Origin of the sequence: Guyparkeria halopsychrophila, from assembly GCF_044582135.1 — a bacterium.
Classification (GTDB): domain Bacteria; phylum Pseudomonadota; class Gammaproteobacteria; order Halothiobacillales; family Halothiobacillaceae; genus Guyparkeria.
In genome coordinates, this window is sequence record NZ_JBDODP010000016.1 from 28,403 (window position 1) to 55,018 (window position 26,616).

General features: G+C 64.1%; 24 protein-coding genes. 15 read left to right on the plus strand and 9 right to left on the minus strand.

Going from position 1 to position 26,616, the window contains the following annotated elements:
- Window positions 1–162: 162 nt before the first annotated feature.
- Window positions 163–639, plus strand: coding sequence for a DsrE family protein (locus tag ABGV18_RS08235; protein ID WP_396585610.1), 477 nt, complete (start codon window positions 163–165; stop codon window positions 637–639).
- A gap of 161 nt (window positions 640–800) precedes the next feature.
- Window positions 801–3,674, plus strand: coding sequence for a bifunctional [glutamate--ammonia ligase]-adenylyl-L-tyrosine phosphorylase/[glutamate--ammonia-ligase] adenylyltransferase (gene glnE / locus ABGV18_RS08240; RefSeq protein ID WP_396585611.1), 2,874 nt, complete (start codon window positions 801–803; stop codon window positions 3,672–3,674).
- An 18-nt stretch (window positions 3,675–3,692) separates the two neighbouring features.
- Here the strand turns inward: glnE and xth are convergent, their stop codons facing one another.
- The 7 genes from xth to dnaA all read right to left on the minus strand — a co-directional run bounded on the left by xth (window position 3,693) and on the right by dnaA (window position 12,660).
- The gene (gene xth, locus ABGV18_RS08245) at window positions 3,693–4,490 is read right to left on the minus strand and encodes an exodeoxyribonuclease III (protein ID WP_396585612.1); all 798 of its coding nucleotides are present in this window, start codon (window positions 4,488–4,490) and stop codon (window positions 3,693–3,695) included.
- A 77-nt stretch (window positions 4,491–4,567) separates the two neighbouring features.
- On the minus strand, window positions 4,568–5,515 hold the full coding sequence (locus ABGV18_RS08250) for a GIDE domain-containing protein (protein ID WP_396585613.1): 948 nt from the start codon (window positions 5,513–5,515) through the stop codon (window positions 4,568–4,570).
- A 33-nt stretch (window positions 5,516–5,548) separates the two neighbouring features.
- Complete coding sequence (locus tag ABGV18_RS08255) at window positions 5,549–6,121, minus strand: LemA family protein (protein WP_396585614.1); 573 nt, start codon at window positions 6,119–6,121, stop codon at window positions 5,549–5,551.
- Between the two features lie 62 nt (window positions 6,122–6,183).
- On the minus strand, window positions 6,184–8,595 hold the full coding sequence (gene gyrB / locus ABGV18_RS08260) for a DNA topoisomerase (ATP-hydrolyzing) subunit B (protein ID WP_396585615.1): 2,412 nt from the start codon (window positions 8,593–8,595) through the stop codon (window positions 6,184–6,186).
- A 198-nt stretch (window positions 8,596–8,793) separates the two neighbouring features.
- Entirely contained in the window at window positions 8,794–9,864 is a 1,071-nt protein-coding gene (gene recF, locus ABGV18_RS08265; protein WP_396585616.1) for a DNA replication/repair protein RecF, read from the minus strand.
- A 10-nt stretch (window positions 9,865–9,874) separates the two neighbouring features.
- The gene (gene dnaN, locus ABGV18_RS08270; RefSeq protein ID WP_396585617.1) at window positions 9,875–10,984 is read right to left on the minus strand and encodes a DNA polymerase III subunit beta; all 1,110 of its coding nucleotides are present in this window, start codon (window positions 10,982–10,984) and stop codon (window positions 9,875–9,877) included.
- 266 nt (window positions 10,985–11,250) lie between these two features.
- Entirely contained in the window at window positions 11,251–12,660 is a 1,410-nt protein-coding gene (gene dnaA / locus ABGV18_RS08275) for a chromosomal replication initiator protein DnaA (protein WP_396585618.1), read from the minus strand.
- A 516-nt stretch (window positions 12,661–13,176) separates the two neighbouring features.
- Between dnaA and rpmH the strand changes: the two genes are divergently transcribed.
- The 13 genes from rpmH to cmoB all read left to right on the plus strand — a co-directional run bounded on the left by rpmH (window position 13,177) and on the right by cmoB (window position 24,555).
- The gene (gene rpmH, locus ABGV18_RS08280; protein ID WP_058574926.1) at window positions 13,177–13,311 is read left to right on the plus strand and encodes a 50S ribosomal protein L34; all 135 of its coding nucleotides are present in this window, start codon (window positions 13,177–13,179) and stop codon (window positions 13,309–13,311) included.
- A 5-nt stretch (window positions 13,312–13,316) separates the two neighbouring features.
- Window positions 13,317–13,736 carry a ribonuclease P protein component gene (gene rnpA / locus ABGV18_RS08285; RefSeq protein WP_396585619.1) on the plus strand — a complete coding sequence of 140 codons (420 nt, stop codon included), beginning with the start codon at window positions 13,317–13,319 and terminating at the stop codon, window positions 13,734–13,736.
- Window positions 13,721–14,041 (plus strand): membrane protein insertion efficiency factor YidD, encoded by a 321-nt coding sequence (gene yidD, locus ABGV18_RS08290; RefSeq protein WP_449728734.1) that lies wholly within the window; start codon window positions 13,721–13,723, stop codon window positions 14,039–14,041. Before rnpA ends, yidD begins: the two co-directional genes overlap by 16 nt.
- Before the next feature lie 9 nt (window positions 14,042–14,050).
- Window positions 14,051–15,763: a membrane protein insertase YidC gene (gene yidC, locus ABGV18_RS08295; RefSeq protein ID WP_396585620.1), complete on the plus strand. Its 1,713-nt coding sequence runs from the start codon at window positions 14,051–14,053 to the stop codon at window positions 15,761–15,763.
- Window positions 15,764–15,822: 59 nt separating this feature from the next.
- On the plus strand, window positions 15,823–17,169 hold the full coding sequence (mnmE, locus tag ABGV18_RS08300) for a tRNA uridine-5-carboxymethylaminomethyl(34) synthesis GTPase MnmE (RefSeq protein WP_396585621.1): 1,347 nt from the start codon (window positions 15,823–15,825) through the stop codon (window positions 17,167–17,169).
- A 125-nt stretch (window positions 17,170–17,294) separates the two neighbouring features.
- Window positions 17,295–17,849 (plus strand): PAS domain-containing protein, encoded by a 555-nt coding sequence (locus ABGV18_RS08305; RefSeq protein WP_396585622.1) that lies wholly within the window; start codon window positions 17,295–17,297, stop codon window positions 17,847–17,849.
- A 20-nt stretch (window positions 17,850–17,869) separates the two neighbouring features.
- The gene (locus tag ABGV18_RS08310) at window positions 17,870–18,409 is read left to right on the plus strand and encodes a GNAT family N-acetyltransferase (protein ID WP_396585623.1); all 540 of its coding nucleotides are present in this window, start codon (window positions 17,870–17,872) and stop codon (window positions 18,407–18,409) included.
- Window positions 18,410–18,466: 57 nt separating this feature from the next.
- Complete coding sequence (locus ABGV18_RS08315; protein WP_396585624.1) at window positions 18,467–19,261, plus strand: EAL domain-containing protein; 795 nt, start codon at window positions 18,467–18,469, stop codon at window positions 19,259–19,261.
- Window positions 19,262–19,308: 47 nt separating this feature from the next.
- Window positions 19,309–20,376, plus strand: a complete 1,068-nt coding sequence (selD, locus tag ABGV18_RS08320; protein WP_396585625.1) for a selenide, water dikinase SelD — start codon at window positions 19,309–19,311, stop codon at window positions 20,374–20,376.
- A complete protein-coding gene (mnmH, locus tag ABGV18_RS08325) occupies window positions 20,373–21,512 on the plus strand; it encodes a tRNA 2-selenouridine(34) synthase MnmH (protein WP_396585626.1) in 1,140 nt (379 codons plus the stop codon). The genes selD and mnmH overlap by 4 nt, the downstream gene beginning before the upstream one ends.
- A gap of 81 nt (window positions 21,513–21,593) precedes the next feature.
- The gene (gene cmoA, locus ABGV18_RS08330) at window positions 21,594–22,388 is read left to right on the plus strand and encodes a carboxy-S-adenosyl-L-methionine synthase CmoA (RefSeq protein ID WP_396585627.1); all 795 of its coding nucleotides are present in this window, start codon (window positions 21,594–21,596) and stop codon (window positions 22,386–22,388) included.
- 111 nt (window positions 22,389–22,499) lie between these two features.
- Window positions 22,500–23,549, plus strand: coding sequence for a DUF2860 family protein (locus tag ABGV18_RS08335; protein WP_396585628.1), 1,050 nt, complete (start codon window positions 22,500–22,502; stop codon window positions 23,547–23,549).
- A gap of 7 nt (window positions 23,550–23,556) precedes the next feature.
- On the plus strand, window positions 23,557–24,555 hold the full coding sequence (gene cmoB, locus ABGV18_RS08340; RefSeq protein ID WP_396580737.1) for a tRNA 5-methoxyuridine(34)/uridine 5-oxyacetic acid(34) synthase CmoB: 999 nt from the start codon (window positions 23,557–23,559) through the stop codon (window positions 24,553–24,555).
- A 17-nt stretch (window positions 24,556–24,572) separates the two neighbouring features.
- Here the strand turns inward: cmoB and ABGV18_RS08345 are convergent, their stop codons facing one another.
- Together ABGV18_RS08345 and ubiK are read right to left on the minus strand one after the other, a co-directional pair.
- Window positions 24,573–26,078, minus strand: a complete 1,506-nt coding sequence (locus ABGV18_RS08345; protein ID WP_396585629.1) for a YifB family Mg chelatase-like AAA ATPase — start codon at window positions 26,076–26,078, stop codon at window positions 24,573–24,575.
- 175 nt (window positions 26,079–26,253) lie between these two features.
- Window positions 26,254–26,547, minus strand: coding sequence for a ubiquinone biosynthesis accessory factor UbiK (gene ubiK / locus ABGV18_RS08350; RefSeq protein WP_396585630.1), 294 nt, complete (start codon window positions 26,545–26,547; stop codon window positions 26,254–26,256).
- Window positions 26,548–26,616 lie beyond the last annotated feature (69 nt).

The following is a 26,616-nucleotide window of genomic DNA, read 5'->3' on the forward strand; positions in this document are numbered from 1 at the left end:
CACTTTCACGATCAATTTTCCCCAAGATTTGCTGATACCCCATTGGATAATTAACCGAGTAAGGGGATGCGATTCGGTTTGCCCGGGCGTATGCTGTTGGACGGGATGCAATTCACACCCGTGACAATAAAAACCGACGAAAACCACTCAAGGAGGATTTTCATGAAAACCCGTTCCCTGTTCCCGGCCGCCTGGCTGATGCTACTCGCCGCATTCTCCTTCGGCAGTGCCGCGCATGCCGCGGATACCAGCAAGATCGAGAAGGTCGGCGGCAATACCCTGGCCCAGGAACACCTCGTGCTGCAGATCACCGAAAGTGACTTGCAGCGCCAGAACCTGGTGCTCAACGTTGCCAACAACGTCCTCAAGGCACGTGGTGGCCCCGACCAGATCGACGTCGAAGTCGTTGCCTTCGGTCCCGGCATCAGCATGCTGTTTGCCAACAACCATCACGCCGAGCGCATCCAGTCACTGGCCGATCAGGGCGTGCGCTTTTCCGCCTGCAAGAACTCGATTGCCGGCGCGACGCGCAAGCTTGGCAAGGAGCCGGAGATGAACTCGGCCGCCGTACCGGTCGACGCCGGCATTGCCCGTATCCTCGACCTGGTCGACGCCGGTTACGTGCTGGTTCGCCCGTAACGAACCGACCACCGCAGGCAAGCCGCCCCGGTTCCCTTTCGAGGGTCCGGGGCTTTTTTGTGCCCGATCAGGCCGTGTCCGATGCGCGCCGCCATCCTGCACGCACCCATCCGCAAGGCGTATGATCGACGGACCGCTCATTCACCGACAGGCCGATCCCCGTGTCCGACCTCGACGAAATCACGCCCGAACAGACGCTGCTTGACCAACTGAACCAGGCTTCCTCTCTGGAACCCTCACAACGCGCACAACTCCAGCATGTGCTCAGTTGCAGCCCGTTCATCCAGCAAAGCCTTGCCGCCGAACCCGGCATTCTCGATTACGTGATCAACGGCTGTGCGGACGACTTTCTCGGCGATGGGCTCGAGGCGCGCTTCACTCGACTCAGCGGCGCGGTCGACGCACGCCGGGCGCTGGAAACCGCGTCGTTCGGGCGGGAACTGCGCCGCCTGCGACGCCGCGAGATGATCCTGATCGCCTGGCGCGACCTCAACGGCATCGATGACACCGACGCCACCCTGCGCTCCCTGTCGAAACTGGCCGACTTCTGTGTCGCCGAGGCGCTGGCCTACCACGAGCATCACCTCCAGGCCCGCTTTGGTCAGCCACGTGGACCGAACGGCGAACCGATCGGTCTGGTCGTGATCGGCATGGGCAAACTCGGTGGCGACGAGCTCAATTATTCCTCGGATATCGACCTGATCTTCGCCTACGCCGAGGAAGGGGAGACCGACGGACGCAAGACCATCAGCAACGCGGAGTACTTCATCCGGCTTGGCCAGCGGCTGATCCGTTCGCTCGACGAGAAGACCGGCCATGGCTTTGTCTTCCGGGTCGACATGCGCCTGCGCCCCAACGGCGACGAGGGCCCGCTGGCAATGAGTTTCGACGGACTCGAGCTCTACTACGCCACGCGCGGGCGCGAATGGGAACGCTATGCCTGGATCAAGGCACGCGTGATCGCCGGTGACGCGGAGGCCGGCCGCGAGCTGATGGACATGCTGCGGCCGTTCGTTTTCCGTCGTTATCTCGACTTCGGCGCGTTCAGCCAGTTGCGCGAGATGAAGCGCATGATCGAGCGCGAGATGACCGATGCCGCCATGCACAACAACATCAAGTTGGGGCCCGGCGGCATCCGCGAGATCGAGTTCATCGGCCAGCTGTTCCAATTGCTGCGCGGTGGGCGCGAGCCGGCCCTGCAGGCACGTCGCCTGATCCCGGTACTCGCGATACTCGAGGAAATGGGCGAGCTGGAAGGGCACACCGTCACCGATCTGACCGTCGGCTACGACTTCCTGCGCCGGGCCGAGAACCGCCTGCAAATGCTGTACGACCACCAGACGCAGACCCTGCCGGACAACAAGTTCGATCAACTGCGTCTGGCGATCGCGATGGGATTCGAGGACTGGGGCTCGTTCCTGTACGCCCTCGACCAGCACCGTGATCGCGTTCACGGGCATTTCTCCGAGGTCCTGCGTCTGCCCGACGACGACGATGAAAGCGAGGAACCGCTGGAACGGGTCTGGAACGGACTGGGCAACGTCGCCGACCGCGTGGCCGTTCTCGAACGCCATGGCTTCGAACAGGCATCCGTACTCGAGCGGCATCTCTCGTCGTGGCGCGACACCCAGGGACCGGCGATCAGCGGCACGGTGGCCCAGCGACTCGACCAGCTGATGCCCGATCTGCTGCACGACATCAGCACCTACCAGGGCCAGGTCGCCATCCTCGATCGGATGCTCGACTTGCTCACGGCCATCCTGCGCCGCTCGGTCTACGTCGCGCTGCTGATCGAACAACCCCAGGCGCGACGCCAACTGGTCCGACTGGTCCACGGCAGCCCGTGGATTGCCTCGCTGCTGACGCAGCACCCGATCCTGCTCGACGAGTTGATCGATCCCGAAACGCTGTACGCCCCACCCAACAAGACCGAACTGGCGCAGGAACTCGGCGAACTGCTGGGCAAGTGTCCGCACGACGAGGAACGCAGCCTCGACGAGTTGCGTCGCTTCAAGCAATTGGCGACCCTGCGGGTGGCCGCCGCCGACGTGGTCGGCGCGCTGCCCGTCATGCGGGTCTCCGATCAACTCACCTGGATTGCCGAGGTGATCCTCGAGGCCGTTCACCAGCGTGCGCGCCAGCAGATCGAGGCGCGCCACGGCAAGCCGCGCGCACTCAACGAGGCCGGCGATGAATTCACTCCGGGGCTGGCCATCATCGGCTACGGCAAGCTCGGCGGGATCGAACTCGGTTACGGCTCGGACCTCGATGTCGTCTTCCTGCACGATTCCACCGATCGTGAGGCGGTCACCGACGGCGATCGATCAATCGACAACAGCCTGTACTTCGCCCGACTGGCACAGAAGATCACCCACACCCTGAGCATCCGCACGCCGGCCGGTGTTCTCTACGAGGTCGACACGCGCCTGCGCCCGGACGGGGTCGGCGGTCTGCTGGTCTCGTCGGTGAACGCCTTCGCGCAGTACCAGGCGGAACACGCCTGGGTCTGGGAGATGCAAGCGATGTGCCGTGCCCGCTTCGTGGCCGGCACCGACTCGGTCGGCGATACCTTCGCCGGGATACGGCGCCAGACACTGACCCAGGGGCGTGACCCGGCTGAGCTACGCGAGGCCGTGGTGGGCATGCGCCGCAAGATGCGCACGAACCAGGCCGAGACGCCGGCCGGGCTCTTTCATCTCAAGCGCGATGTCGGTGGCATCACCGACATGGAATTCCTGGTGCAGTACCTGTTGCTGCGGCATGCCGCCGACCACCCGGAGATCCTCGAGTTCACGGACAACATCCGTCAACTGGGTTCGCTCAGGGATGCCGGCCTGATCGACGCCGAGGCCAGTGAGGCGCTGATCCAGACCTACCGGACCCTGCGGGACGCCGGCCACCATCAGGCTCTGATGGGCAGTCGACCCGTGGTCGAGGCGCAAGCCTACGAAACGGAACGACAGGTCGTGATCGATCAATGGAAAACATTGATCGGCTGCGTGCCGCCGGGGACCGACAGCGATAGCTCGGAGTAGGTCCCTACACGCTCGACATCAGCTGCCGGGTGCGCCGTGCTCGAGCTCGAGTTCGAGTACCACGGGCGCATGATCCGACGGGCGCTCCCAGCGGCGCGGCTCCACGTCGATATGACAGGTACGGACGTGCTCGCGCAGGGGCTCACTGATCAGGATCAGATCGATCCGCAAGCCACGATTGCGACGGAAATTGGCCTGCCGGTAATCCCACCACGAAAACGCCTGCTCCGGTTGATCGAACAGGCGGAAGGCGTCGATCAGGCCCGTCCCGAGGATGCGATCGAGTGCGTCGCGCTCGGGGCGGCTGCAGAGGATCCGGTCCCGCCAGGCTTCGGGGTCATGGACATCGGCATCCGTCGGCGCGATATTGAAATCCCCGATCACCACGCGTTTGGCGTAACGGCCGGCCTCTTCGGCCAGCCACCGGGTCAGGGCTTCCAGCCAGGAAAGCTTGTAGGTGTACTTCTCCGAACCGACGGCCTCGCCGTTGACCACGTAGAGGTTGATCACCCGCAGGTCACCGAAGGTCGCGGCAATCACCCGCCGCTGGGGGTCGTCGAAGCCGGGAATGTCGGTGATGACGTCGGTCGGTGCCGGCCAGTGGGATGGATACAGCCAGGCGACGCCGTTGTAGGTCTTCTGGCCGTTGGCAATCACCTGATAGCCGGCCGCCACGATCGTCTCGCGATCGATCGCCTCATCGAGCTGCTTTAACTCCTGCAAACCGAGCAGGGTGGCGGGCTGATCGGCCAACCACTCCAGCACCTGCGGCTGACGGACCTTGAGCGAATTGACGTTCCAGCTGGCGATGTTCATGTGAGTCTGCCTCGAGCGAAATCCCTGGGCCAAATTGCTGGGGCCATTCTCGCAGAATCCGGACGACCTGCGGGTCGTCAGAACGGCGTGCGAATCCCTTGGGCGATCAGCCAGATCACGAACAACACCAACGCGACGGCGATGAACGCGCCCGCCTTGTGGGTCTTGCGGCGTATCAGCGTTTCCTGCGGCAGCCCGGAAAGGATGAACGGCTCACCACCGCGTGGTCGATACAGAAGATGAACGGTGTTGTTGGCGCTCAATCGGGGACGATCGGCTTCGCTGAGTTCCTTTTCCGCCTGGGACTGGGCCAGGCGCATGGCCCAGTCCCACTCACGTGTTGAAATCTCGCCATCGCCATCCAGATCGAAGCGATCACGGGCCGCCTGGTCGTGTTTCCATTCCTGTAACAGGTCACGCCGGCGCCGTTCGATCGCCTCCCGGTCGGAGATACCCTCGTTTCGATGCCCGCGGGTTTCAAGCCAGCCGAGCACATAAATCGACTGGTCGGGGAGCAACAGCCGTTCGGTGTAGCGATACGGCTTGCCGCCAAAACCGAGCGAGGAGAACGATGCCCAGTCAGACCGCGAGGCGCGTTCGCGCCAGCGTCGACTCGAGTGCGGAATCACCCGGGCATGATCTGGATCGACAAACGCCTCGCCGGTCCCGTCGTCCACCCGAAACAGGGCGTCGCTCGTCCGCTGCTCGAGGGTCACCCAGTGGCGATTCTTGCCACTGGACTCGAGCCGTTCGATCTTCATGTCGAACCACAGACACGGGGTGAAACTCAACGGTGAGTAAAGGGGATGATCGTCGATCACTCGGCCGATGCCCTGGATCTCGTTGAAGCCCTGGGCAGCTGAACGGAGCTTGGCGGTGGGGGTATGCGCGATGATCCGCGCACGGGCGAGGGTACGAAAACCCACGAACAGGCAGACCAGCAGCAGGATCAGCAACCCCAGCCAGAGCACGAGGTAAAAGCCCGGGTCGAGCCCGATCAGCCAATCGGAAATGCTGTCCTGCATGAAGTGGAACCAGACGGCGCGTGACGGCCGGGATCAGCTGAACAGGGCCTTCACGTCGACGTCTTCGGTGGTCTTGCGGTCGAACTCCAGCAGGCGGAAGGCCCGGAAGCGGAACAGCTGCGCGATCACGACATCCGGGAACTGTTCGATGCGGATATTGTTGGTATTGACGGCGGCGTTGTAGAACTCGCGCCGGTCGGCGATCTCGTTCTCCAGTCCGCTGATGCGCTGCTGCAGGTGCTGGAAGGTCTCGTTGGCCTTGAGCTCGGGGTAGGCCTCGGCCACCGCGAACAGGTTGCCCAGGCCGAGGCGCAGGCCCTGCTCGGCACTGCCCAGCGCGCCGACGTCGCCGCGCTGCTGGGCGTCATTTACCGCCGCGCGTGCCTCCATGACCCGTTCGAGCGTATCGCTTTCGTAGTGCATGTACTGACGGGCGGTCTCGACCAGCTTGGGCAACTCGTCGTGACGCTGACGAAGCAGCACGTCGATATTCGACCAGGACTGCGAAACGTTGTGCTTCAGCCGCACCAGGCCGTTGTAGATGATGATCCCCCAGATAAGGGCCAGCACCAGCAGGAAAACGATGATCGACAGCGCGATGCCCATGGTTTGGACGCCTCCGTGGCTACCCCGCCGCGACGGGGTTCAGTTGTTTCAATAACGGCGGGTTATACGTCGATATTGGACGCCGACAGCGCGAATTTCTCGATGAACTCACGTCGCGGCTCGACCAAATCGCCCATCAGGACCGTAAACACCGAATCGGCGGCAACCGCGTCCTCGATTCGTACCTGCAGCAGCCGGCGCGTGTCCGGGTTCATGGTGGTTTCCCACAGCTGATCCGGGTTCATCTCGCCCAGACCCTTGTAGCGCTGTACCGCCAGGCCACGACGCCCCTCGGCCATCAACCAGTCGATCGCCTGTTCGAAACGCTCGATCGGCTGGCGACGCTCACCACGGACCACCTCGGCCCCCTCGGTGATCAACCCATCCAGCCGTTCGCCCAGATCGGCCAACAGGCGGTATTCGTTGCCACTGAAGAAGCCGGCCGGGATGGAGGTTTCATGTGAAACACCGTGCTGGCTGCGCTCGATGCGGAACAGGTGGCCATGCTCGCCGGCCTCCATCGACACGCCGTATTCCACCCCGGCATCGGCGATGGCATTGAGCATACCGTTGAAGTGCCCCAGCCAGCCAGCGAGGCGCGACTCGTCGTCCATCATGGACGAATCGAGACGCCCGATCTGCATCAATGCCTTGAGCGCGTTGAGGTCGAAACGGTTGGCCATGCGTTCGACCATCGCCTGGGCCGAGAGGTATTCCCGCGCCAACGACTCGAGCCCCGGCCCGGAGATGGGCGGGGTGTTCTCGCCCAGTTCCAGGCGTGCGCCGTCGACCGCCTGCTGCAACAGGTACTGGTTCAGGGCCAGGTCGTCCTTCAGGTACTGCTCCTGCTTGCCCTTCTTGACCTTGTACAGCGGCGGCTGGGCGATGTAGACGTGACCACGCTCGACCAACTCGCCCATCTGGCGATAGAAGAAGGTCAGCAGCAACGTGCGGATGTGACTGCCATCGACGTCCGCGTCGGTCATGATGATGATGCGGTGATAGCGCAGCTTGTCCGGGTTGAAGTCCTCCCGACCGATGCCGCAACCCAGCGCGGTGATCAGCGTGCCTACCTCGACCGAGGAGAGCATCTTGTCGAAGCGGGCCTTCTCCACGTTGAGGATCTTGCCCTTCAGCGGCAGGATCGCCTGCGTGCGCCGGTCGCGGCCCTGCTTGGCCGAGCCGCCCGCGGAGTCACCCTCGACCAGGTACAGCTCGGAGAGAGCCGGGTCCTTCTCCTGGCAGTCGGCCAGCTTGCCGGGCAGGCCCGCAATGTCGAGCGCGCCTTTGCGGCGGGTCATCTCGCGGGCACGCCGGGCCGCCTCGCGAGCGCGGGCCGCCTCGATGATCTTCGAGGTGATCGCCTCGGCATCCTGGGGATTTTCCTCGAGAAAATAGGCCAGGTGCTCGGCGGTCATCGACTCGACCGCGGTCTTCACCTCGGAGGAAACCAGCTTTTCCTTGGTCTGCGAGGAGAACTTCGGGTCGGGCACCTTGACCGAGATCACCGCCACCAGGCCCTCGCGCCAATCCTCACCGGTGGTGTTGACCTTGGCTCTCTTGAGGATGCCGTTGCGATCCATGTAGTCGTTGAGCGTGCGGGTGAGCGCGGTGCGAAAACCGGTCAGGTGCGTACCACCGTCACGCTGCGGGATGTTGTTCGTATAGCAGAACAGGTTTTCCTGGTAGGTGTCGTTCCACTGCAGCGCCAGCTCGATGCCGACCTCGTCACGATCGCCGGTCAGGTAGATCACGTTCTTGTGGATCGGCGTCTTGCCCGTGTTCAGGTGCTCGACGAACGCGCGGATGCCGCCCTCGTAGTAGAACGTGTCGGCACGGCCGCTCTGCTCCTCGGACAGCGAGATATAGACGCCCGAATTGAGGAACGACAGCTCGCGCAGCCGCTTGGCCAGGATGTCGTAGTGGAAGGTGACGTCGGTGAAGATCGTCTGGCTGGGCAGAAAACGGATCTGGGTGCCGGAACGCTCGGTGGGACCCGCGTCCTTGAGCGAATACTGCGGCTCGCCCAGGTGGTATTCCTGCACCCAGCGACGGCCCTGGCGCCAGATGGTGAGATCCAGGCGGTCGGAAAGCGCGTTGACCACCGAGATGCCCACGCCGTGCAGGCCGCCGGACACCTTGTAGCTGTTCTGGTCGAACTTACCGCCGGCGTGCAGCACGGTCATGATGACCTCGGCGGCCGAACGGCCCTCTTCCTCGTGCAGGTCGGTGGGAATGCCGCGACCGTCGTCCGTGACCGACACCGAGCCGTCGGCGTGAAGCGTCACGTCGATCTTGGTGCAGTGGCCGGCCAGCGATTCATCGACCGCGTTATCCACCACCTCGAACACCATGTGGTGCAGGCCGGTGCCGTCGTCGGTGTCGCCGATGTACATCCCGGGGCGCTTGCGCACCGCGTCGAGCCCCTTGAGGACCTTGATACTGCTGGAGTCGTAAATGTTATCGGCGCTCATGTAGCTCTTGTCCCTTCCTGTCGCAGCGGTCCTGTCGGCGGCGCTTGCCGGACCGGACCGGTCCACCGGGAGATCGGCCGGCTGGCCAATCCGTCCCGATCGTTCCGACGGTGTCTCAAAACCTTTTGATCATACCATTTTCCGGCCCAACCTCGGACCGCACTGGTCATCGAACTACCTGTTCGGGCTCGTCACCACTCACCGCGGCGTGATCTGGCCTGCCGAAACCGCAAAGCGTGCATCGATATCACCCTCGCCATCGATGGCATCGGCAGCGATCACGCTGACGAACGCCTGGTGGCCACTCTGGCCCAGATAATCCAGCACCCGGCGGCGATTGTCGGCATCGAGCTCCGAGGCCAGGTCGTCGAACAGCACCACCGCGGGCTCACCGCGTACCTCGGCCCAGAGATCCAGCACCGCCAGGTGCAGGAGTACCACCAGCATCTTGATCTGGCCACGGGAGGCGACCTGCCGGGCCTCGTGATCATCGAGCGCAATCTTGATATCCGCCCGGTGGGGGCCGAACAGGCTTGCCTGCTGGTCACGTTCGCGATCGGCGCCCTGGCACAGGGCCTCCTCGAGCTCCAGGTCCTGGCGATAGCCGGGCAGGTAGCGTAGCGAAAGCGAGCTGCTCGGTAGCATCCGTTCGAGGAGCCCGGCGATCCGTTGGTTGAGATCCTCGAGCACGGTTCGTCGGGCCGTCTCCAACCGGCGAGCGGTCTCGAGGTAGAGCTGATCCCAGGCCGGTTCGCGGCGCCCACGGCGCAGCAGGGCATTGCGCTGCTTGAGCGCGCGCTGGAAATCGCGGTGGATTGCGTGGAAGTCGGGCTGGGCGTAGAAGCCAACGCGGTCGAGAAAGCGACGGCGGTGATCCGGCGAGCCGAGAACGAGGTCATCGGATTGCGGGTGCAGGGCAAGCACCGGCAACAGCCGGGCCAGTTCGCTCAACCGGGAGACGTTTTCCTGGTCGACCCGCAGGGTCATGCTGCGGCGATCGCGTTGCAGGGCGAGCCGATGGGCGTTGTGGCCCGTCTGGGTCTTCACCTCGGCACGCAGCAGGAGATCGTCGGCACCGTGTCGAATCAGTTCGCTGGCGTTGTTGCCGCGAAAGGAGCGACCGAGGCTCAAGGTGTGAATGGCCTCGAGCAGGCTGGTCTTGCCGGCACCGTTGGCCCCGCTGATCAGATTGATGCCGGCCGCCGGTTCGAGATCGAGCGGTTCGAGGTTGCGGAACCGTTCGACATGCAGTGTTGCCAATCGGGTCACGTCAAGCCGCTTAGATCTTCATCGGCATGAGGACGTAGCGGGTCCGGATGGCGTCTTCGTCGGTCGGCAGGATCAGGGCGCTGGATTCGGGAGTCTCGAAATCCATGCGGACCTGCATGTCGTCGACATGCGAGAGAATAGCCAGCATGTAACTGATATTGAACGCAATTTTCAGGTCATCGCCCTGGTAGTGCACCGGGATTTCCTCGCGAGAGGATTCCTGGTCGCTGTTGATCGCCTCGATCGCCAGCCGGTCGGACTGCAGGTGGTAATGCGCACCGGCGAAGCGGTCGGTGTTGAGCACTGAGGCGCGTTGCAACACCTGCTTGAGGCTTTCCCGATCGACGTGAACCTGCTTGCTGTTGTTCTTCGGGATGACCCGTTCGTAATCCGGGAATCGACCGTCAATCAGCTTGCTCACCATGCGCTGCTGGGCGAGCTTGAGTTCGATCTGTTGGGTGCTGACCAGCAGTTCGACCGGCGAATTGTCGTCACGATCGAGGGCGCGCATCAGTTCCATCACCATTTTGCGCGGCACGATGATGCGCAGGGTGTCCTCGATCGATTGCTGGCTGTCGGTCTCGGCGAGTGCCAGGCGATGTCCGTCGGTGGCTACGCAACGAATCCGTTCCGGGCTGACTTCGAACAACAGGCCGTTGAGGAAGTAACGGACATCCTGCTGGGCCATCGAGAACTGGGTCTTGTCGAGCATGGCGCGAAGCCGATCCTGTCCCAGTACGAGTCGGTATTCCTCGGTGGTTGCCTCCATGCGCGGGTATTCGTCAGCGGGCAGGCAGCCGAGTCGGAACACGCTGTGGCCAGCCTGAACGATCACGAAGCCTTCCTCGCGGCGAATGACGATCTGTGATTCGGCGGGGATCGCTCGGATGATGTCGTGGAGCTTGCGTGCGTTGACCGTGGTTCGACCCGGCTGCGTGCCGTCGGCAGGACACTCGCTTTCCAGTTGAATCTCGAGATCGGTGCCGGTGAGTTGGAGCCGATCGTCATCTACCTCGAGCAGCAGGTTACCCAAAATCGGCATTGTCTGGCGCTTTTCGACGCCTCCGATTACCCGGTTGATGGCATCAAGCAGGTCCGGTCGACTGACGGTCAATTGCATGGCAGGCAGTTCCTCTGAATCAATAACAGATGTTTTTATTCTGTTGATGATGATGAATGTGATGTAGCCACTTTCCTTGGGATAAGTGCAAAAAGTCTATCTTAATCAGTAGCTTTTCGTACCTAACAGATTGGCTCAATGCCGTGGGACGGCCTGTGTACGGATTGGGACGGTTTGGGGATAACTCCAGATTCGTCAATTCATCCACATGTTTCCCAGCACCTGTCCCCCTGATGTGCGCGGCTTGTCCCCAGGCCCGGCGGCGATCACACATTCAGCGTGTGTCGCAGCAGGTTGTAGTCGTCATTGATCTTGCTGTCGCTTTCCCGAAGCTCCTCGATCTTGCGCACCGCGTGCAGCACGGTGGTGTGATCGCGCCCGCCGAATGATTCACCGATCTCGGGCAGGGAGTGATTGGTCAACTCCTTGGCCAGTGCCATCGCGAGTTGGCGTGGCCGTGCGATCGAGCGAGTGCGACGAGCGCCGGTGAGTTCCTGGATCTTGACGTTGTAGTACTTGGCGACCGTGCGCTGAATGTTGTCCAGCGTGATCATCTTGGCATGGGCCGAGATCATGTCTTTGAGTGCATCCTTGGTCGACTCGATGGTGATCGGCCGTTTGGAAAACTGCGTGGTCACGATCACGCGTCGCAGGGCGCCCTCGAGTTCCCGGATATTCGCCTGGATGCGGCGTGCAATGAAAAAGGCGACGTCCGAATCCAGATCGATGCCTGACTGCTCGGCCTTGCTGTGCAGGATGGCGACCCGGGTTTCCATGTCCGGTGGCTCGACCGCGACCGTCAGCCCCCAGCCAAAGCGTGACTTGAGTCGTTCCTCGAGTCCTTCGATCTCCTTCGGGTAGCGATCGCAGGTCATCACGATCTGCTTGCCCTGCTCGACCAGCGCATTGAAGGTGTGAAAGAACTCCTCCTGGCTGCGTGGCTTGGTGGCGAAGAACTGGATGTCGTCGATCAGCAGCGCGTCGATGCCGCGGTAGAAATTCTTGAATTGCTCGGTGTTGTTATTGCGGATCGCGGTAATCATTTCCTGCACGTACCGCTCGCTGTGCAGATAGATCACGCGCCGGTCGCCCTGCTGTTCGATGATCTGATTACCCACTGCGTGCATCAGGTGGGTCTTGCCCAGGCCAACCCCGCCGTAGATCAGCAACGGGTTGTAGCTGGCCCCGGCATTGGCGGCGACCTGCTGGGAGGCCGCACAGGCGAGTTGGTTGGATTTGCCCTGGACGAAGGTTTCGAAGGTAAAGCCGCGATTGAGATTGTGCGAAAAACCGCCGGCGTCGTTGTCTCCCGGCTCGACCGGTTCGCGTTCGACCGGGCTTGGCCTGGCAGGCCGAGAGGGCGCGGGGGACGGGCGACTGGTCGGGGGCGTACTGGGCGCCGTCGATGGCTTGGGATGGCTGCGCCCTGCCTCGCCGATGCGCAACGAGACATCAAGCTCGGGTTGCCCGGAAATCTCGCGGGCGTGCACGCGAATGCGCTCGAGCAACTTCTGATTGACCCAGTCGAAGGCAAAGCGATTGGGCGCCCACAGCACCCATTGCTCGTCACTGGCCTGTTCGGCCTGTAACGGGAATATCCACATGGTCAGCTGATCGTTCGGCAGCTCTTGGGCCAGACGATCGATGCATTGTTGCCACATCGGGAAATGCTGCATGACGACGGTCGTTCTCCACCGGTTCGGGGTCGGCTCAGGCATCGCGACACGAATCATGATTGCCGCAGAGGGACGGGATGACGGGGCTTTCCAGCTTGCTAGCCACCGTTTTTCCGCTTCTCGACCGGCCATCAGCCCGCCGTTGAATCGCGGCGGTATTGGCCAAAAAGCCGGCAGGCCAGTGGCCTTGATGATTTCGTGTCGCGATGCCTCGGACAAGGCGCGGATGATAACATCCACCCCGATCGATCGACATCTTATCCACAAGATACGAGACGGTCGCGCATCAGTGGGAAAACCTGATGACCGGTGGGTGCTTTCTGCCCGGGATTCGAGGCGTCGAGGCCTTGTATCCTGGCCTCTTGATACGCCGCCCTTGACAGCAGCCCCCGGTCTGTCAGAGTATTCGGCCCCTTTTTCAAGCGGATACGGTCGATCAATTCGACCCGAACGGACCGGCCAGACCGGTTTTTCCGACTACCTATCACCGACCTGAATCAATACTGGGACGTCGTCATGAAAAGAACCTTTCAGCCGAGCAACCTGCGCCGCAAGCGGACCCACGGCTTTCGTGCCCGCATGAAGACCCGTGGTGGTCGCGCCATCATCAACGCCCGTCGTGCCAAGGGCCGCAAGCGTCTGTCTGCCTGAGGCAGATGACTTCTGCGCCGCCCGAGGCCCTGACCTCCGGGGCCGACAGCACGGAACCGGCCGCCATTCGTGGCGGCCGGTTTCCGCGTTCGGCCCGTCTGCTTTCCGGACGGGACTACCAGAGCGCCCTGCGCGACGGTAGCCGGGTGCATACGGCCAACCTGATGCTGGCCTGGCGCGCCAATCCGGAAGGCGAGCCACGCCTGGGATTGGCCATCAGCCGCAAGCGGGTGCGACTTGCCCATGAGCGTAATCGGGTCAAACGCGTTGCCCGCGAACATTTTCGTCTGGGTCGCGCCGAGTTGCCCGGCATGGACGTCGTCGTGCTGGCCAAGTCGGGGGTAGACGGTTTGTCCATGCCCGATCTGCACCGCCAGATGCGGCAGGCCCTGAACAAGGCGAGCCGGAAATGCGCCGCGTCCTGATTGGACTGGTCAAGGGCTATCGCCTGCTGATCAGCCCGATGCTGCCGCCTTCCTGTCGTTTCTACCCGACCTGTTCCGAGTATGCCGTCGAGGCCCTGTCACAACACGGTGCACTCAAGGGTGGCTGGTTGACCTTGCGTCGACTGGGACGTTGTCATCCTTTTTGCGTCGGCGGCGTCGATCCGGTGCCTGGCACCTCGTCGGAGCCCAGCTGCTCCCGCTGCGACGCCGATTCCGACGCCGAATCTACCGTTTCCCGAGCCGATGCCCGTCACGGGCCCCACGCCGTTCAATCGCGAGACTGAAAGACTCCCATGGAACAACGCCGCCTGATCTTGATCATCGCCCTGGGCTTCGTCCTGATCCTGCTCTGGCAGGCCTGGCTGGGAGAGAACTCGTCCCCGGCCGAGCGCAGCAACGTCGCCCAGACGACCGAACAGGCGGCCGGGAACGACCGTCGAGCCGACGACCTGCCCAGCTCCGGCGGGCCGTCCTCGGGCGGTTCGGGTGGTGATGTGCCCTCCGCGGCCGGCGGCGGGGAAAGCAATAGCTCCGCGGCGACCGACCGGGTGCGTGTCGAGACCGACGTGCTCTCGATCGAGCTTGATCCGAACGGCGGCGTGATCCGCCAGGCCGACCTGCTGGACTATCCGGTCGAACTCGACCGGCCGGATGAGCCGGTGCGTCTGCTTCAGGACAGCAGTGGCTTTACCTACATCGCCCAGTCCGGCTTGATTGGTACGAAGAACGCCCCGGCCCCGGATCACCATGCCACCTTCCAGTTAGAGCAGCCCGTGTATCGGCTCGCCGACGGTGAGTCCGTGCTCAAGGTGCCGATGACCTGGGAAGAGGACGGCATTCGGGTTACCAAGACCTACCTGTTCAAGCGCGGTTCGTACGCAGTTGACCTGCGCTACAGGGTGGAGAACACCACCGACGCCGAGTGGCGCGGTCAGCAATACCGTCAGCTGACTCGCTCGGGCTCCACTCCCGGCATGCAGCTGATGCACACCTACACCGGCGGCGCCTACGCGGGCACGCCTCCGGGCGGCGGCGATCGACTCAACTACGAGAAGATCGAGTTCGACGAGATGGCCAAGATCAAGCTGCAGAAGGATCTGCAGGACGGTTGGGCCGGGATCATCCAGCACTACTTCATGAGTGCCTGGGTGCCGTCGACCCCCGAACAGGTGAACCAGTACTACACCCTGCGCAGTCAGAATGACGGCTTTACGGTCTACAGCCTGGGGCTGATCTCGCCGGTCACCGCGGTGGCGCCGCAGTCCACCGAGACGCTGGAGTCGATCCTCTACGTCGGGCCGAAGATCCAGTCGAAACTCGATCCACTGGCCACCGGCCTGCACCTGGCGGTTGATTTCGGCATTCTCACCGTCATCTCCGAGCCGATCTTCTGGCTGCTCGATTTCTTCCATGACTGGGTCGGCAACTGGGGTTGGGCGATCGTGCTGGTCACCATGGTGATCAAGCTGCTCTTCCTGTGGCCATCGGCGATCAGCTATCGATCGATGGCGCGCATGCGGGCGGTCACGCCGAAGATGCAGGCATTGAAGGAGCGCTTCGGCGACGACAAGCAGCGCCTCTCCCAGGAGATGATGAAGCTCTACCAGAAGGAGAAGATCAATCCGCTGGGTGGTTGTCTGCCGATCCTGATCCAGATCCCGGTCTTCATCGCGCTCTACTGGGTGCTGGTCGAGTCGGTCGAGTTGCGCCAGGCGCCGTGGATCCTGTGGATCAACGACCTGACCCAGAAGGACCCGTACTTCATCCTGCCGCTGCTGATGGGTGCCTCGATGTTCCTGCAGCAGAAGCTCAACCCGGCACCGGTCGATCCGATGCAGAAGAAGCTCTTCCAGTGGCTGCCGGTGATCTTCACGGTGTTCTTCGCCTTCTTCCCGGCGGGCCTGGTGCTCTACTGGTTCGTCAACAACCTGCTTTCGATCATCCAGCAGGCGATCATCACCCGCCGGGTGGAAAAGCAGATGGCGGCCCAGAAGGGGTCGAGCTGATCGGCGGCGATGTTTCCCGTGAAACATCGCATCCGTGCCGGCAGTAATCGGATCACTTCATGAGCGCGATACCGGTCGACACGATCTGCGCGGTGGCGACCGCCGCCGGCCGGGCCGGTGTGGGCGTCGTCCGGCTCTCCGGGCCCGAGGCGCTTGCCATCGTGCAACGCCTGAGCGGCATCGAACCCCGTCCGCGCCATGCCCATTACGTGACGCTGAGCCGTCCGGAAAGCGACGAGGTGCTGGACGACGGCATCCTGCTGTATTTTCCGGGGCCGCATTCGTACACCGGGGAGGACGTGGTCGAGTGGCAGGGGCACGGCAACCCGGTGCTGCTGGATGCGGCCGTTGCGGCGATGATCGACTGCGGCGCGCGCACCGCCCGGCCCGGGGAATTCACCGAGCGGGCCTTCCTCAATGGCCGTATGGACCTCGCGCAGGCCGAGGCGGTCGCCGATCTGATCGAAGCGGGTTCCACGCAGGCGGCCACCGCCGCGCGTCGGTCGTTGACCGGCGCGTTCTCGCGCCGCGTGGATGCCTTCGTCGAGCACCTGATCCATCTGCGAATGTACATCGAGGCGGCCCTCGATTTCCCCGAGGAGGAGATCGATTTCCTTTCCGACACGCGTCTACGGGATCAACTGGTGGACTTGCGCGAGGAGTTGGCCGACTTGCTGGGCCGCACCGGCGAAGGCGTCCGGCTGCGCGAGGGCTTACAACTCGTGATCGTCGGTCAACCCAATGCCGGCAAGTCGAGTCTGCTCAACCAATTGGCTGGCGAATCGCGCGCCATCGTCACCGAGATTGCCGGCACCACCCGCGACGTGCTGCGTGCCGAGATCATGCTCGACGGCCTGCCCCTGCACGTGATCGATACCGCCGGTCTGCGCGAGAGCCGTGATCCGATCGAGCAGGAAGGTATTCGCCGCGCCTGGCAGGAAATCGAGCGCGCCGATCTGATCCTGCACCTGATCGACGGCGCGCGCGGCCGGTCGGCCGAGGACGAGGCGACGCTGGCGCGTTTGCCCGACAAGCCGCTGTTGACCGTGATCAACAAGGTCGATCTGACCGACGAGTCGCCCTCCGAGACGATCGAGAACGGCACGCTGCGCCTGAGCGCACGGACTGGGGGCGGCGTGGATGCGTTGCGTCGTGAGCTGCGGCAACTGGCCGGGGTGTCCGATCGGACCGAGGACCCGTTCATCGCGCGTCGTCGGCACCTCGAGGCCCTCGAACGCGCCCGGGAAAACCTGACCGAGGCGTCGGATTCTCTGGCGCTGGGAGCGGGTGAACTGGCTGCCGAGTCATTGCGCCGCGCGCAGTCCGCGATGGAGGCGATCACCGGGCGCTACACCGCCGATGACCTGCTGGGCGAGATCTTCGGCAGCTTCTGTATCGGCAAGTGAGTGGCAATAATCCAAGCATGACGCTTGGTTGAAGGGCCAGAGCCCTCGCGCTTTAATACCCGATCGATTTTTCTTGGGACACTCGGGCCGTGTCCGGTCTTCCCTTTGGGTAGAGGAGCGCCGCCATGCTGTCGATGGAGTACCAGCCACCGATCGACATTCGACAGGTCACCGGCCAAGTGGTCGGGCTGGGGACCCACCGGGCCCTGCAATCGAAGACCGATTGCGAGGGCATCATCATCCAGGCGAGCCGATCGCTGGCCGAGATTTCCGGCTTCGCGGTCGACGAGTTGATCGGTCAGCCGCACAACATCCTGCGCCACCCGGACATGCCCGACACCCTGTACTACCTGATGTGGCAGACGATCCAGGCCGGCGACGAGTTCTTCGGCATCGTCAAGAATCGTTGCAAGAACGGCGATCATTACTGGGTACTCACCCGCGTCGCGCCGATCGTGCGCGACGGCCAGACGCAGGGGTACACCTCGGCCCGCTTCCTGCCGCGCGCGGAGGTCGTGCCGGAGTGGGAGAAACTGTTTGCCGACATGCGCGCCGCCGAGCAGCGTAGCGGGCACGCCGACGAGCGACGCTTCGCGCCGGCGATCGAGGTGATGAACCGGTTCGTTCGCCGCCACGGCTATGCCAGTCTGCCGCAAATGGTGCTGTCATCCCGGGCCTGAGGGCCACAAGCAGGATGCCGTTGCCCGCACCTCAACCCGCTGAGCGCCATTGGCTTTCGCTCGATCCGGCAAAGCCGGACGAACTGCCTCGTATCGCCGCACTGGCCGAATTCATCTGGTGGCGCTGTTACCCGCCCATCATCGGCCCAGCGCAGGTCCACTACATGCTCGGGCGCGGCTACGCCCTCCCGGCACTATGCGAGGCGCATCACGGCGGGACACGCTTTTCCCTGCTGCGGTTGGTCGGCCTGCCGATCGGCTTTTCGGCCTGGCGGCACGAAGACGGCGAGGCGTTTCTCGACAAGCTCTACCTGCATCCCGGGTTTCACGGCCAGGGGCTGGGCCACTGGTTGATCCAGGCCACCTGCCGGCAGATCGCGGGCGAGGGCATCGATCGGGTCCGGTTGCGGGTCAATCGACACAATGATCCGGCCATACGCGCCTACCAGCGGGCCGGCTTTCTCGTCTCGGGCAGCGATTGCCAGCCGATCGGTGGTGGCTTCGTCATGGACGATTACCTCATGTATCGCACGGGTCTTCTCGGGCTTTTGTTAGACTGACCAGTCGGCCCCGCGCTTTGGTGGGGCACGGTTTGCCAGTGCCCCGGGAGGTTGTCGATGCCGCAAGAGACCGAACTCAACGATTTGCAGGTGTTCCCCGACGGGGTGCGGCAGGTGACTTGTCGCGATTGCCTGGCCGAGGCCTCCAAGAAACTGGGTTTCTCCTTTTCCATGGCATTCCAGCCGATCGTCGACATCGATCGCCACGAGGTCTACGCCTACGAGGCACTGGTGCGCGGTCCCAACGGCGAATCGGCCCGCAGCGTGCTCGATCAGGTCAATGCTCAAAACCGGTATTACTTCGACCAGGCCGCGCGCGTGACCGCGATCCGCCTGGCCTCCGAGCTGGGGATCGAGGCGAATCTGAGCATCAATTTCATGCCCAATGCCGTCTACAAGCCACAGGCCTGCATCCGCGCGACCATGGAGGCGGCCGCCATCTACGGCTTTGATCCCAAGCGGCTGATCTTCGAGGTCACCGAGTCCGAGCGCATCACGGACCGTGGTCACCTGCGGGCGATCTTCGACGAGTACCGCGAGCGCGGGCTGATGCGGGCGATCGACGACTACGGCGAGGGCTTCGCCGGACTGAATCACCTGATCGAGCTCGAGCCCGATCTGGCCAAGATCGATCTCAACCTGGTGCGAGGCGTCGATCAGCACCGCAGCAAGCAGGCGGTGATCCGATCGACCGCGATGCTGTGCGAGGAAATGGGGATCGAACTGATCGCCGAGGGGGTCGAGACGCGCGAGGAATACGAGACATTGCGCACGCTGGGCCTCAACCGCTTTCAGGGGTACTGGTTCGCCAGGCCCGGGTTCGAGACACTCCCGACCCCCGAGATGCCCTGATTCCGCCCGCGTTTGACAGCGACTGAACCCCTTTCATCGATGATTTTATGCCCCCAGAAACTGCCCCCGACATCCGACTGACCCAGTACAGCCACGGCGCGGGTTGTGGCTGCAAGATCGCCCCGGCCCTGCTCGATGACATGCTGGTCTCGAGCCTGACCCCGATAGAGCCCGATCCCCGCCTGCTCGTGGGCAACGATTCGCGCGACGATGCCGCCGTCTTCGATCTCGGCGACGGCAGCGCGGTGATCTCGACCACCGATTTCTTCATGCCGATCGTCGACGACCCGTTCACCTTCGGCCGGATCGCGGCGACCAACGCCATCAGTGATGTCTATGCCATGGGCGGGCAACCGTTGCTGGCCATCGCCATCCTCGGCTGGCCGATCGACAAGCTGGGCCCGGAGGTGGCCGCGGCCGTGATCGACGGCGGACGCAGTGCCTGCTTTGATGCCGGCATCACGCTGGCCGGCGGGCACTCGATCGATGCGCCCGAACCCATCTTCGGCCTGGCGGTGACTGGTCGCGTCGAGCTTGAGCGGCTCAAGCGCAATGACACCGCCCGCGCCGGCGATCATCTTTTCCTGACCAAACCCCTCGGGGTCGGGGTGCTGACCACGGCACAGAAGAACGGCGTGCTTGACGCCGCGCATGCCGATCTCGCTCCGCAGAGCATGACGCGGCTGAACGTGATCGGGCCCGAGTTGGCGGCGATCGAGTCGGTCACCGCCATGACGGATGTCACCGGCTTCGGGCTGGGCGGGCATTTGCTCGAGCTTGTGCGCGGCAGCCGTCTGCGCGCCGAGATCGACGTGGCGAGCCTGCCGCTGATCGAGGCGGTCGCCGACTACATCGCCGCCGGCCAGATGCCGGGCGGCACCGGTCGGAACTTCGCCAGCTACGGACGCGAGCTCGGCGAGATGAGCGCATTCGCCCGGGCGATCGTCTGTGATCCGCAGACCTCTGGTGGGCTGCTGGTGTCGGTCCGTCCCGAGGCGGCCGAGGCGGTTGCCTCGCTACTGGCCGACGCCGGGTTGCATGCCGCTCCCATTGGACGCCTGCTCGAGGAGAACGAAGGCCCGCGCGTGGTCTTCCACGAGGGCGGCTTGGCGTGAGCGGGCGTGCCGATCTGCCGATCGTGACCGATATCGCCTCGATCTTCCTCGACGAGCGGCCGATGCTGGACGTCCGCGCGCCGGTAGAATTCGAGCAGGGGGCGTTTCCCGGGGCAGAGAATCGGCCACTTCTCACCGACGAGGAACGCCACCAGGTCGGCATTCGTTACAAGGAGGCCGGCCAGGACGCGGCAATCGCACTGGGCTACGAGCTGGTCGATACGGACGAAAAGGCACGCCGGGTGGCCCGGTGGCAGGCGTTCGCCGAGGCGCATCCCGATGGCCTGCTCTACTGTTTTCGTGGCGGGCTGCGCTCGCGACTGACCCAACAAATGCTGTTCGAGGAGGCGGGGATAACCTATCCGCGCGTCGCCGGTGGCTACAAGGCCATGCGTCGGTTTCTGCTCGACGCACTGGAAACGCAGGCGACCGACGCGCCCCTGATCATGCTGGGTGGACGCACCGGGGTGGGCAAGACGCCGTTCCTGTTGCGCTTCGAACGGCATCTCGACCTCGAGGGGCGTGCGCGCCACAAGGGCTCGGCCTTCGGTCGCGAGCCGGAACCGCAGCCCATGCCGATCGACTTCGAGAACCAGGTCGCGATCGACCTGCTGCGCCTGCGACATCGTGCCCCGGACGAGCCGATCCTGGTGGAGGACGAGGGCAAGATGGTCGGTTCGCGACTGGTGCCGCCGACCCTGTTCGAGCGCATGCGCGTCTCGCCGCTGGTGGTGATCGAACGCCCCCTGGAGGAACGGGTCGAGCAGAGTCTCAAGGATTACATCATTGATCTGGAGGCGGGTTACCGACGCGTGTTGGCCACCGACGCGGCCGGCGCCAGCGCGCGGGTGCGCGAGCACATCCTGGGGGCGATCGACCGGGTGGCAAAGCGCCTCGGCGGCGTGCGTCACGCCAAGGTGCGCGGCATGGCCGAGGAGGCCCTCGATGCCTGGTATGGTCAGGACGATGTCCAGGGACTGCGCGACCTGATTCGCGTGATGCTGGTCGAGTACTACGACCCCATGTATGACTACCAGCTTGCCAGCAAGCGTGACCGGATCGTCTTCAGCGGCCCACCCGAGGCGGTGGCCGAGGAACTGGCCTCACGAGGGCTGCGGCCGCAAGCGCCGATCTGATTCCCCGAAGAGCCCTGTGAGCCTGTTCGTCGTCACCGCACCGCGGTAGACTTTTCGCCCCCTCGGAACGTCGAGTCCGTCATGCCGGAATCACCTCAACAACCCGTTTCAAACGGTCGCGACGATCTCTTTTGCGACCCGCAGCCACCGGCGGCGTTCCGTTTCGACGCTGCTGTGGCGGCGGTGTTTCCGGACATGATCTCGCGCTCCGTTCCCGGCTATCGCTTCAATCTCGAGCTGGTGGCGGCCATCGCCCGGCGGCACGTCCAACCCCACTCGCGAGTCTACGATCTCGGTTGTTCGCTGGGTGCGATGACCCTTTCGATGCGGTCGGCGTTGGCCGGGATGGACGCACCGCCGGCGGGGGTCGAGCTGATCGGCGTGGATAACTCCGAGGCGATGCTCGAGCGCGCCCGGGCTCAACTGGCCGCCTTCCACTCGCCGTACCGGACCGATCTCGTCTGTGCCGATCTCGCCGAGGTGATGCCCGAACGCGCCTCGATGGTGGTGCTGGGCTACACCTTGCAGTTCGTCGAGCCGGCGAGGCGAGATGCGGTAATCGCTCGCCTCTACGATGGGTTGTTGCCGGACGGCGTGTTGGTGTTGGCCGAAAAGGTCCATGAGCCGGAACACGGTGCCGAGGATTTGATGACCGATCTCCACCTTGACTTCAAGCGGGCCAATGGCTACTCCGAGCTGGAGATTGCCGGCAAGCGACAGGCATTGGAAAACGTCCTGCATAGCGAGACGGTGACAACCCACGATGATCGCCTGCGGCAAGCCGGATTCGACGAGGTGGTGATGCTCTCGCGCCACTACGGGTTCTGCCTGTGGCTGGCGCGACGATGCAAAAAAACAACGGGAAGCACTGGCTGAGTGCCCTGTACCGTGAACCGCTCATGGCGGGACGAGACATACCTCTTATGCTGTGCGGCCCGTGCCGGATGATGGCGCTTTGGTGGCATGTGAACAACAGGGACGGAATCGATGAAACGCTTTGAACAAACCGTAGCCCGGAGCATTGCCCAGACGATCACTCGCGTCATCACCAAGGCTTTGCTGCCGCTGGCCCTGTTGACCGTAACGGTCGCGCAGGCCTCCCCGATAGCCGACGAGACCGGTTTCTCGGGCGAGATTCAGCCGCTGATCGGTGTTATGTCGAGCCGTTCCAATCTGGCCGTGTCCAGTGACCAGAAGCGGATTGATTCCCTCTACAGCCTTTCCTCACGCGAGACGCGTCCAATCGGCGGGGTGCTCGGGCAAATCGACTACACCATCGTGCCGCGAGAATTGTCGCTCTATGCCGGAACCCCTCGATCCGCCCTGGCCGATGGTGAAATCGGCGTCGAAGTGGGTGCGCGCTACCTGGTCGGCGGTGTCGGGCTGCTGACGGCCGGGGTAATCCCGGTTACCGTCAATGACAGCGAGGTCTGGTCGGATCCGTTCGTTGTCGGTACGCGCCGGGATGCCACCGATGCCGATCGGCGCGGCCTGCATTTGGGATTGGCGGGCATCGCCGGCACGGGGTTGTCGGTGGACTACCGTCTCTACCGTCGCGACCTCGACGAGGAACGCTCGGGCCAGGCGCTGGCGCTGGGACTGTCGCCCGCTGAACGTCGACTGCTGGAGCGGGAAGGCACCGAGCACCGCTTCGATGTGAATTACCGGGTTGCCCTGACCGATGGCTTCAGTCTGACGCCGGGCGTGCAGTACCGCCGCCTGGATGCCGATGGGGCGGCGAACCGCGGCTGGCTGTTGCGCCCGCAACTGACCGCCCAGTACGACATCGATCGCTGGTCGATCTCGATGACCGGTTACTACGGCGTGGACCGCTATGACGCCCGTCAGCCGATCTTTGATGAATACCGCGATGGCAAGGAAATGGGGCTGGTTGCCGGTGTGCGTTATGCCGAGCCGTTCGGCTGGTCGAACTGGTCGGTCGACGCCTACGGCGTCTGGTCCGAGCGCGATTCCGACATTCGTTTTTACGATCAGCAGACCGGCCTGTTCGCCGTCGGGCTGGGCTACCGATTCTGATCAGCCGATGAGGGATGCTGAACAGGAGCGGTCGGTCGCGCTCGGCATCGAGCGCATCGCTCGCCAGACGCGTGCCGCGCTCGGTCACCTCCCCCGGCGCATGCCGATGGAGGGATGGCGCACGTTCGACTGGGCCGCGGTCAATCACGGTGACTGGCCGCGCTGGCTCGCCGCGGTCGGCGATCTCCCCGAACGCCCTGCCGGGGCGATCAATCATCTCGACCGTGCTGCCATCACCGCGCGTGCCGACGGGGCCCTGCCCGGGCTGGAGGATGTCCTTCGCGACCTGATTCCCTGGCGCAAGGGGCCCTTCGACCTGTTCGGCGTGTCGATCGACACCGAGTGGCGCTCGGACCTTAAATGGGATCGCCTAGTCGATCGCATCCAGCCGCTTGCCGGTCGGCGGGTGCTCGATATCGGCAGCGGCAACGGCTACCATCTCTGGCGCATGCTCGGTGCGGGGGCGGACTTTGCCCTCGGCGTCGACCCGACCTGGGTGTTCGTGGCCCAGTTTCATGCCGTCGCCCACCTGCTGGGCGAGACGCGCGCAGGTATCGTGCCCACCACGCTGGAAGGCTTTCCGCAGCGGCCGCGATTCGACACGGTGTTCTCGATGGGCGTGCTCTACCACCGCCGCGACCCGTTCACGCACCTGGGCGAACTCAAGGCCTGCCTGCGGCCCGGCGGCGAACTGGTGCTCGAGACCCTGGTGGTCGAGGGCGATGCCACCACCATCCTCACGCCAGCGGATCGTTACGCCGGCATGCGCAATGTTTGGTTCCTGCCCAGTGCAGCGGCCGTGATCGGCTGGCTCAAGCGCATGGGTTTCGTCGATCCCGAGTTGATCGACGTGACGATGACCAGCGAGGCCGAGCAGCATCGCAGCGAGTGGTTCGGCGACCGCCAGTCGCTGGTCGACTTCCTCGACCCCGATGATCCCTCCCGCACCCGTGAAGGGCTGCCCGCGCCCCGGCGCGCGATCATCACGGCCCGGCGTCCAGGGTAGGCTCCTGCTCCCTATTTTCAGACACCACCGTTGAACAGCCGATCGAGATTGCGATAGCCGATCGCCTCGGCCAACGTGGCCGCATCGATCCCCTCGCGATCTTCGTAGTCGGCAATGCTACGGGCGAGCTTGAGGATCCGATCACGCGCCCGCCCGGAGAGATTCAATTGCTCGATCGCCCGGTTGAGCATGTGGCGTTCAGCCTGTGGCAGCACGATGTGTTCGGCCACCCCGCGGGCATCCAGGCGCGCGTTGACCACCCCTTGTCTTGCCAGCATGCGGCGGCGCGCCGCGATCACCCGCTCGCGCACCGCCTGGCTGTCCTCGCCCTCGGGCTGTGTCTGATCGAGATCGGTGGCCGGTACGCGGGGTACCTCCAGGTGGATGTCGATCCGATCAAGCAAGGGCCCGGACACCTTGGCCCGGTAGCGTTGGGCGGCGCGCGAATGAATTTCGCTGCCCTGGGGTGATGGGTTCATGGCGGCGACCAGCTGGAAGTCGGCCGGAAAGCGGGCGTGGCGCGCGGCGCGCGAGATCATCACCGAACCGGCCTCGAGAGGTTCGCGCAGCGCCTCGAGCACGCGCCGATCAAATTCGGGCAACTCATCCAGAAACAGCGTGCCGTGATGGGCGAGCGAGATCTCGCCGGGCGCCGGGTGCGACCCGCCGCCGATCAGTGCGACGGCCGAGGCCGAATGGTGTGGGGCGCGAAACGGGCGCTCAGCAAAACGAGCCGGGTCGAAGCCGCCGGGCGTGACGGTGGCCACCTCGGCGGCGGCCAGGGCCTCTTCCTCGGTCATCGGTGGCAGGATGCCGGCGAGCCGCTGGGCCAGCATGCTCTTGCCGGCGCCCGGCGGTCCGATCAGCAGCAGGTTGTGCTTGCCGGCCGCGGCAATCGCCAGCGCGCGCTTGGCCCGGGGTTGGCCGCGGACGTCGGCAAGATCGCCGTTGATGGCCGGGTCGACCGGCGGCGGTGGCCGGTGTTCCAGCCGCACGGGGTCGGCGTCACCGGCGAGGTAGGCCACCAGGTCGGCTAGGTGAAGCAGCCCGCGACCGGTCACCCCGGGGATCAGTTCCGCCTCTGCTCGGCCCTCAATGGGCAGGAGCAGTTCCCGTCCCGCATCACGGGCCGCCCGCGCGGCGGAAAGATTGCCGCGCACGGTGCGCAGGCCGCCGTCCAGGGAAAGCTCACCCAGGCATTCGATATACGGCAGTCGTTCGCGGGCCACGGCCGGCAACTGCCCGGTGGCGGCGAGAATGGCCAGGGCGATGGCGAGATCGAAGCGGGCGCTTTCCTTGGGCAGGTCAGCCGGGGCGAGGTTGACGGTCAGCCGGCGAGGTGGAAATTCGAAGCCCGAGGAAAGGATCGCCGCGCGCACCCGATCCCGGGATTCGCGCACCGCGGTCTCGGGCAGTCCGACCAGGGTAAAGGCTGGCAAACCGGGGGCGACATGGGCCTCGACGGTCACCGCGGGGGCATGAATGCCGAGCAGCGCCCGGCTGTGGATCTTGGCGATGGGCATGTCCGTATGCCTCGTCTCCTGGCTGGATCGGCCGGCGTGTCTTGCTGCAAACGCGGTGCCGGCGTGTGGGGATGGTCGCTTGGCGGCCTTTGATACGCGGGCATCCATGCCCGGCACGAAAGGCCTTTGGGAAGATTCGGCGAGGTGAAGGTTCGTCGGTCCGCCGGGTCAAAGCTCAGCTGGCGATGTCGCCCTCTTCATTGTCCGCCTGATTGTCCGCCTGGGTGCCGTGGTGTTTTTCCATCTCGGCGACGCGCTGCTCCAATGCCTCGAGTTTGGCGCGGGTACGCGCGAGTACCTGGGTCTGTACGTCGAATTCCTCGCGTGTGACCAGATCCATGCGCGAAAAGCCGTTGCTGACGGCCTGGCGCACGGTTTTTTCAAACTCCTGCTTGCCCTCGCGTAGGCTCTCGGGCATGGCCTGCTCGATGCGCTGGGAGATCTCTTCGATCGTGTGGGTGATGGACATCTCGGTACCTCGGTCTGGTTCGTCGGCGACGGCATCCCGATTGTTGGGGATACCCCGGGCAGATGCAAG

Coding starts and splice junctions, on each gene's coding strand:
- ABGV18_RS08235 (WP_396585610.1), top strand. CDS start 163: ATGAAAACCCGTTCCCTGTTCCCGGCCGCCTGGCTGATGCTACTCGCC.
- xth (WP_396585612.1), bottom strand. CDS start 4,490: ATGAACATCGCCAGCTGGAACGTCAATTCGCTCAAGGTCCGTCAGCCG.
- ABGV18_RS08250 (WP_396585613.1), bottom strand. CDS start 5,515: ATGCAGGACAGCATTTCCGATTGGCTGATCGGGCTCGACCCGGGCTTT.
- ABGV18_RS08255 (WP_396585614.1), bottom strand. CDS start 6,121: ATGGGCATCGCGCTGTCGATCATCGTTTTCCTGCTGGTGCTGGCCCTT.
- gyrB (WP_396585615.1), bottom strand. CDS start 8,595: ATGAGCGCCGATAACATTTACGACTCCAGCAGTATCAAGGTCCTCAAG.
- dnaN (WP_396585617.1), bottom strand. CDS start 10,984: ATGCAATTGACCGTCAGTCGACCGGACCTGCTTGATGCCATCAACCGG.
- dnaA (WP_396585618.1), bottom strand. CDS start 12,660: ATGCAGCATTTCCCGATGTGGCAACAATGCATCGATCGTCTGGCCCAA.
- rpmH (WP_058574926.1), top strand. CDS start 13,177: ATGAAAAGAACCTTTCAGCCGAGCAACCTGCGCCGCAAGCGGACCCAC.
- rnpA (WP_396585619.1), top strand. CDS start 13,317: ATGACTTCTGCGCCGCCCGAGGCCCTGACCTCCGGGGCCGACAGCACG.
- yidD (WP_449728734.1), top strand. CDS start 13,721: ATGCGCCGCGTCCTGATTGGACTGGTCAAGGGCTATCGCCTGCTGATC.
- yidC (WP_396585620.1), top strand. CDS start 14,051: ATGGAACAACGCCGCCTGATCTTGATCATCGCCCTGGGCTTCGTCCTG.
- mnmE (WP_396585621.1), top strand. CDS start 15,823: ATGAGCGCGATACCGGTCGACACGATCTGCGCGGTGGCGACCGCCGCC.
- ABGV18_RS08305 (WP_396585622.1), top strand. CDS start 17,295: ATGCTGTCGATGGAGTACCAGCCACCGATCGACATTCGACAGGTCACC.
- ABGV18_RS08315 (WP_396585624.1), top strand. CDS start 18,467: ATGCCGCAAGAGACCGAACTCAACGATTTGCAGGTGTTCCCCGACGGG.
- selD (WP_396585625.1), top strand. CDS start 19,309: ATGCCCCCAGAAACTGCCCCCGACATCCGACTGACCCAGTACAGCCAC.
- cmoA (WP_396585627.1), top strand. CDS start 21,594: ATGCCGGAATCACCTCAACAACCCGTTTCAAACGGTCGCGACGATCTC.
- ABGV18_RS08335 (WP_396585628.1), top strand. CDS start 22,500: ATGAAACGCTTTGAACAAACCGTAGCCCGGAGCATTGCCCAGACGATC.
- cmoB (WP_396580737.1), top strand. CDS start 23,557: ATGAGGGATGCTGAACAGGAGCGGTCGGTCGCGCTCGGCATCGAGCGC.
- ABGV18_RS08345 (WP_396585629.1), bottom strand. CDS start 26,078: ATGCCCATCGCCAAGATCCACAGCCGGGCGCTGCTCGGCATTCATGCC.
- ubiK (WP_396585630.1), bottom strand. CDS start 26,547: ATGTCCATCACCCACACGATCGAAGAGATCTCCCAGCGCATCGAGCAG.